Annotated in this window: 14 protein-coding genes; all 14 read left to right on the top strand. The window is 64.5% G+C overall.

Going from position 1 to position 12,032, the window contains the following annotated elements:
• Positions 1-1,096: Gp37-like protein (locus tag HMPREF0591_RS33870; protein WP_482804717.1), on the top strand; the 1,096-nt coding region annotated here is incomplete at its 5' end.
• Positions 1,090-1,512 carry a hypothetical protein gene (locus tag HMPREF0591_RS11885; RefSeq protein WP_007168791.1) on the top strand — a complete coding sequence of 141 codons (423 nt, stop codon included), beginning with the start codon at positions 1,090-1,092 and terminating at the stop codon, positions 1,510-1,512. The genes HMPREF0591_RS33870 and HMPREF0591_RS11885, both read left to right, overlap by 7 nt.
• A 74-nt stretch (positions 1,513-1,586) precedes the next feature.
• Positions 1,587-3,998: a hypothetical protein gene (locus HMPREF0591_RS11880; protein ID WP_208857750.1), complete on the top strand. Its 2,412-nt coding sequence runs from the start codon at positions 1,587-1,589 to the stop codon at positions 3,996-3,998.
• On the top strand, positions 3,991-5,523 hold the full coding sequence (locus tag HMPREF0591_RS11875) for a serine hydrolase domain-containing protein (RefSeq protein ID WP_007168789.1): 1,533 nt from the start codon (positions 3,991-3,993) through the stop codon (positions 5,521-5,523). Before HMPREF0591_RS11880 ends, HMPREF0591_RS11875 begins: the two co-directional genes overlap by 8 nt.
• 140 nt (positions 5,524-5,663) lie before the next feature.
• Positions 5,664-6,038 (top strand): hypothetical protein, encoded by a 375-nt coding sequence (locus tag HMPREF0591_RS11870; RefSeq protein ID WP_040622373.1) that lies wholly within the window; start codon positions 5,664-5,666, stop codon positions 6,036-6,038.
• Between the two features lie 10 nt (positions 6,039-6,048).
• Positions 6,049-6,849, top strand: coding sequence for a hypothetical protein (locus HMPREF0591_RS32290; RefSeq protein ID WP_007168787.1), 801 nt, complete (start codon positions 6,049-6,051; stop codon positions 6,847-6,849).
• Between the two features lie 82 nt (positions 6,850-6,931).
• Positions 6,932-7,330: a hypothetical protein gene (locus tag HMPREF0591_RS11860; RefSeq protein ID WP_007168786.1), complete on the top strand. Its 399-nt coding sequence runs from the start codon at positions 6,932-6,934 to the stop codon at positions 7,328-7,330.
• An 11-nt stretch (positions 7,331-7,341) separates the two neighbouring features.
• Positions 7,342-7,560 (top strand): hypothetical protein, encoded by a 219-nt coding sequence (locus HMPREF0591_RS11855; protein ID WP_007168785.1) that lies wholly within the window; start codon positions 7,342-7,344, stop codon positions 7,558-7,560.
• 42 nt (positions 7,561-7,602) lie between these two features.
• Positions 7,603-8,367 (top strand): C1 family peptidase, encoded by a 765-nt coding sequence (locus HMPREF0591_RS30320; protein ID WP_157137497.1) that lies wholly within the window; start codon positions 7,603-7,605, stop codon positions 8,365-8,367.
• Between the two features lie 50 nt (positions 8,368-8,417).
• Complete coding sequence (locus tag HMPREF0591_RS30910; protein ID WP_007168783.1) at positions 8,418-9,509, top strand: transglycosylase family protein; 1,092 nt, start codon at positions 8,418-8,420, stop codon at positions 9,507-9,509.
• On the top strand, positions 9,506-10,756 hold the full coding sequence (locus HMPREF0591_RS11835; protein ID WP_007168782.1) for a hypothetical protein: 1,251 nt from the start codon (positions 9,506-9,508) through the stop codon (positions 10,754-10,756). The genes HMPREF0591_RS30910 and HMPREF0591_RS11835 overlap by 4 nt, the downstream gene beginning before the upstream one ends.
• Before the next feature lie 71 nt (positions 10,757-10,827).
• Positions 10,828-11,223, top strand: coding sequence for a phage holin (locus HMPREF0591_RS30310; protein ID WP_007168781.1), 396 nt, complete (start codon positions 10,828-10,830; stop codon positions 11,221-11,223).
• Complete coding sequence (locus tag HMPREF0591_RS11825; RefSeq protein ID WP_007168780.1) at positions 11,201-11,752, top strand: hypothetical protein; 552 nt, start codon at positions 11,201-11,203, stop codon at positions 11,750-11,752. The genes HMPREF0591_RS30310 and HMPREF0591_RS11825 overlap by 23 nt, the downstream gene beginning before the upstream one ends.
• 11 nt (positions 11,753-11,763) lie before the next feature.
• Positions 11,764-12,032: DUF7427 family protein (locus HMPREF0591_RS33085; RefSeq protein ID WP_007168779.1), on the top strand; the 269-nt coding region annotated here is incomplete at its 3' end.

Here is a 12,032-nt window from a genome sequence, read left to right as displayed (position 1 = left end):
CAAGCCAAGGAATTTCGGAGACTCCGTCGCACCACTAGCATTGGTCGTGGGTAGCATCAACACGTCCATCTTCGACGTCGCCGCGCCCATCCTCGAAGACGCTGAGCTGCAATGGAAACTCACCCGCTACCTCGACGGCGACCCGGAACCATGGCCCGGCGCCGGCACGAACTGGCGGCAAGGAACCCTGTTCGTAGAGATCGTCGACAAATCGGGATTCCGGCAGGGCACGTCGATCGGCGGCAACCTGCTCCTCGGCCTGACACGCACCATCGCGGACCTGCTGTCCAACTACGTCGAAGACAAATACGACCTATTCACCGGCGAAGGATCCACCACCGTCTACGACGCCTACCGACTGCCAGGCTTCCTCGGAACCCAACCGCAGCATCCCTACGTGGTGTACCGCGACGGCGACATAACCGGCATCCAAACCTCGGAGTTCTCCCGTTCACCCGGCGGCCCAGGCCGCATCACGGTCGGTGGCCAGTCTATGCCAGGCGTGAACGAATTAATCTCAGCCGCAATACAATACGGCGGCGACGTCCTCGGAGATAACCTATCCGCTGTCATCTCCTACGGTGCCGGTTTCAACGTGAGCGTCGGATCATTGGGTGGCGCGATCGACAGCTTCCTCAACCCGATCTACCGCGACTCAATCCTCGCACACATCAGCATCCCGCTGCTGCTGCGGGTGTCCAGCCAGGGCTGGGGTCACTACCTCGAAACCACATCGACTCAGGTCACGCAGGCCTACACCGCGTCGAGCATCATGGACCTCCGACAACGCCGACGCGAGACAGACCCGAACACAGTATTCAACCTGACAGTGGCGAACGCCGCCCCATGGCTGATCGGAGACAACGGATTCGGGCACTGGTGGCTCGGTGACCGCGTCGGCGGAACATCGAAATACCTCATGCCCGCCGTGTACGTGCGCCGCAACCAGAAACTCACCCTTGACTGGGACCAGCATCAGCCCCTGAAGATCGAGGCCCAATTCGCTGATGCCCGCAAGTTCGAGGACGCGATCGAGCGGTTGGCGGAACTGATGTCGAAGACCATGACTGGTTTGCAGCAGATCGGACTATGGTGACCCAACCACGACTTACCCCGGAATCAGCGAAGGCCGCTGCGGACAAGACGATTGAAGAGTCGGTGATCCCGAAGAAGATCCCGGCTGCCGACGATATCGATGCGCAGACGAAAGCTGTTGGCGGGGCATTGGCGTCGGCGCTGTTGACGGCGACTGAGATGCCGCTGCACGTGCTGCAACCGGTGGTTGGTGATCTGGCGGCACAGTTGGTGGCCTTGGGGATTCGGCAGACGGAGCACATCGACCCGGAGGCCGTGCACGCGCCGGCGTGGATCACTGACGGGGTGCGGCAGAAGTCGGTGAAGCTTCCGGATCCGCCGAGCCCGACTCAGTCCGCGCCGTTCGTTGCGCGGACCGCGACGGCACCGAAGTGCCCGAAACGTGTCGCGAAGGCTGCGCGGGCGGTGCGCCGGTGACAACCCCGGGTGGCGTCACTAACCTGCCCGCGGCGGCGCTGACTCTGGAAAACCTGGCTTCTACATTGCAGGACATGTCTGGTGCTGCCATGAAATCCCGTGCCGTAGAACGCATGCCGAGCACATTCAGCGGCACCACAGGACTAGACCCGGCATCGGACATCACCCCGTTCGGTGTCCTGACGAGCATCTGGGCCGCGGTGAACTCGCGGGTAGCAACCGCAGACCCCGCAGACATTCAAGGCCCCGAAGACCTCCCCGCCCTGTTCCTGGACTTCCTTGAGAACCTGCCGGTGATCGGCACGGTTGTGGAGATCGTCGAAGCGATCCTTGGTACCTACGACGGAACTGACCAAGGCCTCCTGACGATTCAGGAGGTCTTCACGCCCCTCCGCGCGATCATCGGGATCTTCACCAACGGCGGCTTGCTGTCGGGGAATTCGCCGCTGAACCCGGCGCAGCTCGCCGCGAACCTGTGGCCGCTGGGCGTGTTCCCGAACGCCGACTCGATCGCCGGGAACGGTGTGTGGGTGTTCGACGCGGGCGTGACGCGCACCGCCGACGGGTCGGGTTCCATGCGGGTCATCGCCGACGGCACGATGAAAGCCATCCACGGCGTGCCCACCGCGGTGGTTCCGGGCCAGCAGTTCGCGCCGTCGGTGTTCGTGCAGTGGGAAGGCTACTCCGGCACTGGCGCGCCGATCCAGTTGCACATCAAGCAGTACCACCGGGTCGGCGACACCGCGACGTACATCGGCACCGTCGTCCTCACCACGTTGGGCCCAACGACCGCCGCGGGCGGCTGGGCGGAGCTCACGGGCATCTATACGGCGCCCGCGGATGGGTCGGTGAACGAGATCCGCGGCCGGATCGTGCTGACCCAGAACGCCGCCGCCGGAACGCTGCATTTCGACGACGCGACGGCCCGCAACAAACTGCTGGCTGACTGGATCTCCGGGCTGCCCGAGGGGCTGCAAGATGTCCTCACCCGGCTGCAGGCGCTCGTCGACACCATCCACAACACCCTCACCGGGGCAACGGATTTCGGGCACACCCTGCCGGAGCTCATCGAGGCGCTGAAGAACGTTCCTAACGATTTCGTGCGGGGGCTGCTGGGGCCGGGCACCCTCGGCGGGACCGTTTTGGGTCTGGTCGACGCCGTGGTGTCCGGCGCTGTCGGGCAGTCGGGCACGGGCGCGGAGCTGGCCGACGTCGAGCAGTTCGTCGGCATGATCAGCTCCTGGGCCACACAGGGGCGCTTCGCGTGGGAGCAGGCGGGGATCCGCAACAACCGGCCCGCCGACGCCGGCCTGCTGCCGTCGGAGCGGTCGAACTTCCCGCTGTCATCGATCACCACGCAGTTCGACATCGTGCCCGGCACATCGTTGATCGCGTTCGACTACATCGAAGAGAGCATGGCGCTCGGCGCGATCTCCTGGATCGGTTGGGGCGTCGCTGGAATAACCGAGTTCTATGTGCAGGTCTACCGTCTGGACCTCGCGAGCGGGGACCTCGGCGAACTGCTGCACCAGTCCGCGAACATCGTCGGGCTCCTCAACCCTGCGGCGACCTCGCCGCAAGGGGCTTTCCACACCTACGAAGCCCCGGACCCGCCCGGGGTCGTCGCGGGCGATCTCATCGGCTACCGGCTCATCTCGGTGGGCGGCAATCACACCATCCGCGGCCGCGTGTCGGGCCTGCCCATCAACACCCTCGCCCCGATCGGCGCCCCCGCCGCCACCCACCCGGTCACCGGGACCCCGGGCACCGCACCAGCATCCATCGTGAAGACCGCGCTCACCTGGTCGCAAAACGTGCCGTGGGTGGGTATCGCGGTCGACACCGGCAGCGGCTCGGACCATCACGACCCGTTCCAGCAGGCCCTCACTGGCCCTACCAGCATCCCCATCGCCGACTGGTGCGATCACGTGGACGCAATCGTCGGCGGACACGGCGGCAAGGGAGCGCCCGGATTCCTGGGCCTGTATGGAAACCCCGGAACCCCGGGCTCGTTCAGCACCGTGACCTGGGTCCGTGACACGCACTTCACCGGGCCCACGAGCATCACGTGGGACGGTGCGACGCTGTCGATACCCGGCTTCTCGATCGTCGGGAACGACGGGGTGGACGGCTCGGGGACTCGGCTTGCGGTCCTCGGCGCCCCTGTCGGCCACGGTCCGGGTCCCTTTGAGTACAACGGCCTCAAAGCCATTGGCGGCGGCGATCAGACAGCGATTGGCGGGGCCGGGACAGCGCCGTGCGGCGCCGGGAATGGCGGCACCTGGTTCGGTCTCTACAGCGCGGGCGGCCCCGGCGGCCCGGCCCGGGCGTGGATTCAGTTCCGCAAGGGCGCGCTGCCCGGTGAGGAAACCGGCAGCGGTGAAGGCGATACCACGCCGCCCGACACCAGCGCGATGACCGTGGCGATCTCGGACGTCACCGCGAGCGGGTTCACCTTGACGCCGAGCGGGGCTGTCGATGAGTAACGTCAGCGGCCTCAAGGGATATAACGTGCGGCTCGACAGCCAACTGCTCAATAGCACTCCGATACCCGAGGGTCAGCCGTTTCCCTACGTCGGGGCGATGTCGGCCACCGACTACTCCGACCGGATCACCATCACCGCCATCGACAACGCCGGGCACGAAACAGACCCGGTGTCGTTGCGGGATCTCGGCGAGACACTGATCACCACCAATCCAACACCCACGGACCTCCTCCCACTTGAGACCCGGAACTCGATCGACGGGATAGTGGCGAAGTACATCAAGCCCAACGACGTCACCGACGGCGCGATCATCGGGATCTACACCGAGGACGGCAGTTACGACAAAGCGTTCGGCGGTGATCGGACCACTGGGCTGACGCTGACCATCGACCACAAGATGCGCTATGGCAGCTGCACCAAGATGTACACGGCCATACTGATTTTGGCGCAGATCGACGCCGGGCACCTATCGCTGGACGACAAGCTCGACCAGTTCGTCAGCGGCGTGGCGAACGGCGGCAAGATCACGATCAAGAATCTGCTGCAGATGCAATCGGGCATCGAGGACTACCTGCAACAGGACGCCACAGTCGCCCAATCGTACTTTTTGACCCCCACCGCGACGTTCGACCCGCTACCCAAGATCCGCAGTTACACACCGCTTTTCGAGCCAGGAACACAATCCGAGTACTCAAACAGCAACTACATCCTGCTGGGCATGATCCTCGAATGGTGCGACGCGCAGTACGGCACCGGCCGCGATATCCGCACAATCATCTACGAGGACTGCCTGACCCCACTCGGTCTCACCGAAACCGAATGGCCCACAGGCAATTACATGACGGCGCCCTACGCCAGAGGATGGGCGGCTAACCTCGCCCTGTCCCAGGTACAAGCCACGCTAGGACCGCTATATGGACTGCTCGCTTCACTCGGCCTGCTGCAGTCTGCTCTGTCGCTCGCCGGCTACGGCAGCGTACAAACAACGCCCGAGGTGGAGTTCACCGCGGTGAGCACCTCGTGGGCCGGCGCGGCAGGTGCCCTGAACGGCACAGTGGCCAACGCAGTCAAGTTCGGGCGGGCGCTGGCCAACGGCGACCTACTGACCCCGGAGATGAAGCAGTACCGGGACGAGAACTTCGTCGACTACCTGAAATTCGATCCCAAAGGCCCTGAGCAAGGCCAGGGCTGGATGGGGTTCGGGTTGGGCGTGGTCCAGTGGGGGTCCTGGCTAGGCTGGATCGGCAACCTCGGCGGATACAAGTGCACGCTGTTCGCCAACCCCACGAACGGGGCGGTGATCGTCGTGATGATGAACCACATGTCCGCCCAAGACGTTCAGACGTTCTACGAGATCGCCTACTTGCTGTACCCCGAAACCACACTGATCCAGCCCAGCATCGTGCGCATGCCCGGCCTCGAGAGCCCGCGCGCGTTCGGGCTGATGGAGGTGCTGCGCTGGGCGCCGATCGGTGACCAGGACGGCGCCACGGCCATTCCGTTGAAGGTGCCCTACACGCTATGAGCACAGCAACAGGTACAGGCTGGTGGGCTGAGGCCTTCGTCACGCTCCACGGTGTCTCATCGCCGAGGGCGTTCGGGGACACGGCGATTGAACTGCTCGTGCTCCTAGACGGTGTTGATTCACCGCGCGGGTTCGGGGCGATGACGGTGATCGGGCCGCCGCAGGACGTGGAGCTGGTGGGTGTGGTGTCGCCGCGCGAGTTCGACGGGATCTCGGTCACCCTCGACGTCACGGTCGACGGCGTGGCCTCACCGCGCACGTTCGGCGGGTTCGAGGTTGCTCCGGGGGCAGTCGGCGTCGAGCTCCACGGCATTGACAGCCCCCGGCAGTTCGACGGGTTCACCGTGGCGCAAAACGTGACCCTGGACGGGGTGGCGTCGCCGCGGGCGTTCGATGGCATGCGGGTTGCGCACGTCGTCACCCTCGACGGGGTTCCCTCACCGCGCGCGTTCGGGGCGATGACCGTCGACAACCCCAACAACGGACTTCCGTACACCATTCCCTTTGATATCTAAGGAAATAACGATGACTGATATAAGAACAGACTGGGTCGATAATATCGGCGAAACCGTCGATGCCGACTACCTCAATGGCCTCGGTAGTAACCTCAATGCAAATACTCACGCCCGCACAGTGTGCGGAAACCGCTCTGCCCGCCCGGCAGCCGCGCCCGAAAACAGCGGTGGCACTTACCGGTGTCTTGACTGCAATGCCGAGTACCTGAGCAACGGCTCAGCGTGGAGCAAGATCCGCATCGGCGGCCACGCTGGTCCTCCGATGGCGGACCCGCCGAGCAGCGGCCTTACGACCACGCCGATGGGCAGTGCCGCACTCACGGCCGACCGAGATGGCCGGCTGCTGTCAATGCCTGCGTCGGACGGGAATTGGCGTGTCGAGTACAAGGCGCTGTCTCCGACCAGCGGCTACACGGCGACGGCGTTCGTTGAGGTTCCCGAATTGGGCTCCAACGCCCTGTTGGCTGGACTGATTCTGTTGTCCAGCAGCGGAACTAACCTTTTGGGTTTCGGCCCCGGAAACAACGGAGCGTTCGGTGCTTTCGTATTCGGGGCCAACGCACTGAGTGGCATCACGTCAACCCGTGGATCGAATACCACGTTGCTGGGGGTACCTAATTGGTATCGAATTCGCGACGACGGCACCAACCTCAACTTTGAGTACAGTCTCAATGGTTTGGAGTGGAGGTCTGTACTCAGTGAAAGCCGCACCGCAGCACTGACACCCGCATACATCGGGTGGGGCGGCATCAACACCGGGGGATCCGCCCGTGTAGCTCGGATGCGCTCACTCGCCATCACCACCCCGTAAACAAGAACTTCTCCTCCTCCGTCGCCGCCTCGCTAGCGTGGGCGGTTTTTTGTTGCTCCACAACACGAAAGGCAGACCCGCCATGACCGATTTCTACGACAAGGCACTCGAGAAGTTCGCAAACGGAGAGATCAACCTCTCCGAGGATGACATCAAACCGGTACTTCTCGACGTCGCCGACTACGCCTGGGACAAAGCCACCGACGAATTCCTCGCGGATATTCCATCCGCGGCCCGCGTGGCGATCGGCCCGAACCTGACAGGGAAAACCACCACCGCCGGAGTGTTCGACGCCACCAGTCCCTACGCCTTCTCCGCGGTGACCGGTGACCCGTGCGAGGCTGTCGCCTATTTCAAAGACACCGGCGACCCCGCCACCTCGCCGTTGCTCTCCTACCACGACTCCGCGGTCTCAGGTTTGCCCGTCACCCCCAACGGGGGCGACATCAACATCATTTTCGACTGGATCTTCAAGCTATAAGGAGCGGTGAAATGCCTTTGGGACCAAGCGAAGTCAACATCAGCGCACGTAAGCAGGCCGGCCGCGACGCGGCCACTGCGGCCAACGCGACCGAGCCCAAACCGTACGGGCAGACCTCGGAAAACAACTACCCCTACACCTATTGGTGGCTGAAGGGCTACAACGACGCCGTCGCCGAGGTGGCTGTAGCGCGCACGAACACCAAGACGAAGTCGAAATCCAAGCAATAGCAGCCCCCTTCAGAAATTCGCCGCCGGGCCAAGGCGGCTTTTTTGTCGCACACGAAAGGCCAGCTTTTCATGCACCGAATCTCGATCGTGCGTTACGACCACAATGATCCCCGGCTGGGTAGGCATGTCCACCACGACTCCCGCTCGTTGGATCACGAGTTCCTGCCCCGCAAGGCGAAGCCGAAACGCAAGAACACGTTCTGGGACAGCGCAATCGCGCCGCTCAACCAGGGCGACCTGGGGAGCTGCACCGGAAACGCGACCGCGCAGTGGCTGAACACGAACTTCGCGAACGCGGTGCGCCAGGCGACGAACAAGGGCAAGGCGCTCACCGAGAAGAACGCTGTCGCGATCTACTCGCTGGGTACGCGGCTGGATGACCAGCCTGGCCAGTACCCGCCGACGGACACCGGCTGCGATGGCCTGTCGGTTGCCAAGGCCGCCGTGCAGCTGGGCTACCTGGACCGCTACTCGCACACGTTCAGCTTCTCGGCGCTGCAAGCGGCGCTCGAGACCACACCCGTCATCGTCGGCACGTTGTGGACGAACACGATGTTCAAGCCGCGCAACGGCCTGGTCAAGGTCGGCCGGCTCACGCAGTCGAACATCGCTGGCGGCCACGAATACCTCGCGTGCGGAATCGATTTCACCACGGAGGTGATCATCTTCCGCAACTCCTGGGGCGACGAGGACGCGTGGGCGGGCTGTAAGCCGGGCGGCTACTTCGCCATCAGCTTCGCCGACTTCCAGAAGCTGCTCGCCGAGCAGGGCGACGCGACGATCCTCCACGGGAAGGTAACTGCATAATGGCGCGTCGCACTGTCTACGGAAACGACTGGTCGTCTAACGGCTGGCCTATGGTCGATGAGGGCTCCTGCACCTGGGTGACCGTGCCCGGTACGGACGTGTCCTTGGAGATCCAGAACGGGCAACCGCTTCAGATCCTGCGGGCATTCGCCGCTGACTTCAACGCAGAAGTCGAGCCGCTCCGCGACGCAGACTCTGCTTGCTGGACGGCAACTAACTCGGTCGATGACTCGAACCACCTGTCAGGTACCGCAATGGATCTGAACTGGAACTCACACCCATTCCAGATCGCTGACGCCGGCTTCGACGCGGCGAAGCTGGCCAAGGTCCGTGCGCTGCTCGACTGGTACGAAGGTACCGTCTTCTGGGGCAACGACTGGTCAGACCCCAAGGACGCCATGCACTTCCAGTTGGCGTCCTTGGCCAACGGCGGAAACATCAACACCTACGGCAACCCGTTCGTGGACGACTTCATCAAGCGGAAGATCCGCTCGGATGGTTTCTCGACGCGCCGAGGGGACGCGCCGCCCGTTCTGACTGTCCCGCTTGTCGACAACGGAGACGGCACGTGGGGCTCCTCAAGCCCAGCTTGGGATCACCTCATCAAACGCGAGTCGAGCGGCAACCCAACGATCATCCAGCAGATCATCGACGTCAACTCGGGTGGCAACGAAGCAGAGGGACTGTTCCAGATCACCCCCAGGACATGGCAGGCGAACGGCGGTACAGAATTCGCGCCCAGTCCGAGACTCGCCACCCCGCAGCAGCAAGCGCTTGTCGCTGCACGCATCTTTACCCGCAATCCCAGCGGATCAGATTGGGGCGCAGGGCTTCCCAGCCGAGAAGATGCGCAGCAGCTCGCCGCTGGCCTTGTCCCTACCACTACCGCCACCGACCAAGGAGGACCATTGGACGCCCTGACCCCCGAAGAGCAGCACGAACTACTGGACGGCGTGCGGTGGTTGCGCGAGCAGGCCGACGTGTCGCGCCCGGACTGGGACGCTGACGCCGACCTCGGCCAGGACTCACAAGGCCGACCGAACAACGAGCGGACCGCGATCGCGAAGATCCTGCGCACCGTCACCGCGCTAACCGACCCCGCGGCGAAGAATGCCGCCCCGAAGAAATCAGTGCGGCGATGACCCTCAAGCTCGGCGACGCCAACGACACCGTGCTGCGTTGGCGTCAGGTGATGAACGCCATGTTCGGCGGCACCACCGATCACCCCGGCCTGTACGCCCGGCTGCACGGCCCGCTGCCCACCGACACCAACGTGTTCGGCGAGCGGGCAGCCAGCTGGCAGAAGGAATACGAGTCGCGCACCGGCCAGGTCGTCGACGGCATCGTCTCCGACCAGGATCTGATCGACCTCAAGGTCGTCATCCCGCGACGGCCGATCTGGGCCTACTCCGCGCCGGGCAGCGGGGCGCCCTGGAACGTGGGCCCGCCGTTCGATATCGGCGAGTGGGCCAAGCAAGTGCTGCACATCAACCACCAGCCCGTCGGCTACCCGATCGGCGGATACCTGGGCCTGATGGGCGGCGACCCGGCCAACAGCTACCTCGACATCTACGCTCTCTACGAGGCCGAGCAGCTGCGGCTGCTCTCGATCAACCCCGACTTCCAGGCGTCGCTGGCCAAGCGCCAAGCCGACCCGAATGCCGTGCTGGTTAACGGCATCGATGTCGAGCTCTGGTTTCTGGGCTACAGCCAGTCGGCCGACTTCATGCTGCGGTTCCTGAACACACACTTCGGCGACGGTGGCCAGTACGCGGTACTGCGCGACCGGATCAACGGAGCGCTGCTGTGCGGTAGCCCCGGCCGTCAGCCCGGCAGGACCAAGGTCGGCAATACCCCTGTCGGCTGGGGCATCTCGCGCATCGTGTACCCGGCTTGGCTCAACGCGATCACCTGGTCGATCACCGTGGAAACGCCGGCACCGGACTTTTACGCGGCCGACGCCGACGAAATTCGGCCGTTGTTCTACGAGTGGTTCATTCGCGCCGACACCAGCTTGTCGTTCGTGATCTACTCCGCGCAGATCATCATTCCGGCGATCCTCAATCTGGTGGCGCCGTTCCTTGGTGGGCTGGCCGGGCTGGGCAACCCGCTGGCGGCCACGATCCTGGGCGCACAGTCCGGGCTGCCGATCAGCCAGATCAGCCAGCTGCTCGGCGGGGTGATGGGTTCGACTGAGGCGCCGGATCCCAAGCTGATCGAGCTGCTGACGGTCAAGGGCGTTCTGACGAACCTGCCGCAGCTGCTGACGCTGCTCGGCGACATCCAGGGCGTCGCGGCGCACGGCGACTACTACACCCCGCGCGCCGAGTTCGGCGGCCGCAACGGCATCCAAGTCGCCTGCGACATCGTCGCCGGCTTCCGCCGCTGATCCCCCACACACTCGATGCGCTCGCACACACCCCCCGTGCTCGCGTACGACACCGAAAGGAAACCCGTCCCATGCAGGTGCTCGCGTACATCAAGGCGTTTCTGTCGACGCCGCTGTTCAACAACCTCCGCGCCATGCTCTACGTCGCCGTCCCCGCTGTGCTGCTCGAGCTGGTGAAGGATGGCCGCCTGTCTCAGGACCGCGCCACGTTGTGGAGCGCGGTGGCGATCGCCGCCCTGTCCCCGGCGCTGGCGGCGGTCTTCGCGCCGGCCGGGTGGCGCACCTACGTCTCCGGGCTGCTGATTCCGGTGCAGGCCCTGCTCGTCGGGATCGGGGGCGCCAACCATCTGTGGGCGCTCATGGCGGCCGCGGTCGTCGGATCGATCATCAGCTCGGGGATATGGGCCGCCAACGTCCACACCACGACCGCGGCGAGCGCCGCCGATGCTGCCCACGGCGGTGAGTGAAACTGTTCTCGTTGCTCTGATCGGCGGGGTCTTCACGGCACTGGTGCCGGTCTGCACGCTGATCGGCATCCGCATTGAACGGCGCAGCAAGAACACGCATGCCGTTGCGGCCCTGAAGAACTCCGAGGCCGCCCAGGAGCAAGCCGAGGCGGCAAAACACGAGGCCGAAGCCGCTAAGGACGAAGCCGAAGCCGCGAAACGCCAAGCCGACGCCGCGCTCGTCGCGGCCGTGGCCGAGATGCGGCGCGCGGTCACCGCCGAGCGCGAGCAATCCAACGCTGACTGGGCGCGGTTCGTCGATGCCAAAGACCGGGAAATCGACTCACTGCGCGGCCGTGTCGAGAAGAACGACGAACGCCTCGGTCAGGCCGAGATGCGGGCGCTAGCCGATCGGGAACGCGCCGACCGCTCCGACCGCCTCTACTGGAAAGCCGTTGTCTACCTGCGGATCGTAATCCGGTGGATCAGCGACGAGCACCCCGGAGAGACGTACCCTGCGCCGCCCGCCGAACTGATCGCTGACCTGTGAGCAGGAAACCCATGCCGGCGGACTTGTTTTGGCTCGCGGTGGCCGCGCTGCTGGTCGTCGCGATCGCCTACAACGTGTTCGTCGCCGAAGACGGCTGCACCCTGTCCGAGGCCATGGACGGCTACATCGAACGGTGGCCGTGGCTCAAACCCGCCGTGCTGATCATCGCCCGGCACGTGGCCAACGATCTGGATCCGAGGGCCGACCCGATCGGGATTGGGTTCGTGCTCATCCGCGCGGTGTTCCGTCGCCGCCGTGCGCTGACCGCGGTCGTGGTCGT

Source organism: Mycobacterium parascrofulaceum ATCC BAA-614 (assembly GCF_000164135.1).
Classification (GTDB): Bacteria; Actinomycetota; Actinomycetes; order Mycobacteriales; family Mycobacteriaceae; genus Mycobacterium; species Mycobacterium parascrofulaceum.
Note: the sequence above shows the minus strand (reverse complement) of the source record. Positions and strands in the feature narration are given on the sequence as shown.

Bases quoted from the DNA above. Each gene is read 5' to 3' on its own strand.
- HMPREF0591_RS11825 (WP_007168780.1), top strand. From the start codon at position 11,201: ATGCTGCCCACGGCGGTGAGTGAAACTGTTCTCGTTGCTCTGATCGGC.
- HMPREF0591_RS30310 (WP_007168781.1), top strand. From the start codon at position 10,828: ATGCAGGTGCTCGCGTACATCAAGGCGTTTCTGTCGACGCCGCTGTTC.
- HMPREF0591_RS32290 (WP_007168787.1), top strand. From the start codon at position 6,049: ATGACTGATATAAGAACAGACTGGGTCGATAATATCGGCGAAACCGTC.
- HMPREF0591_RS11870 (WP_040622373.1), top strand. From the start codon at position 5,664: ATGACGGTGATCGGGCCGCCGCAGGACGTGGAGCTGGTGGGTGTGGTG.
- HMPREF0591_RS11880 (WP_208857750.1), top strand. From the start codon at position 1,587: ATGTCTGGTGCTGCCATGAAATCCCGTGCCGTAGAACGCATGCCGAGC.
- HMPREF0591_RS11875 (WP_007168789.1), top strand. From the start codon at position 3,991: ATGAGTAACGTCAGCGGCCTCAAGGGATATAACGTGCGGCTCGACAGC.
- HMPREF0591_RS11855 (WP_007168785.1), top strand. From the start codon at position 7,342: ATGCCTTTGGGACCAAGCGAAGTCAACATCAGCGCACGTAAGCAGGCC.
- HMPREF0591_RS11835 (WP_007168782.1), top strand. From the start codon at position 9,506: ATGACCCTCAAGCTCGGCGACGCCAACGACACCGTGCTGCGTTGGCGT.
- HMPREF0591_RS11860 (WP_007168786.1), top strand. From the start codon at position 6,932: ATGACCGATTTCTACGACAAGGCACTCGAGAAGTTCGCAAACGGAGAG.
- HMPREF0591_RS11885 (WP_007168791.1), top strand. From the start codon at position 1,090: ATGGTGACCCAACCACGACTTACCCCGGAATCAGCGAAGGCCGCTGCG.
- HMPREF0591_RS30910 (WP_007168783.1), top strand. From the start codon at position 8,418: ATGGTCGATGAGGGCTCCTGCACCTGGGTGACCGTGCCCGGTACGGAC.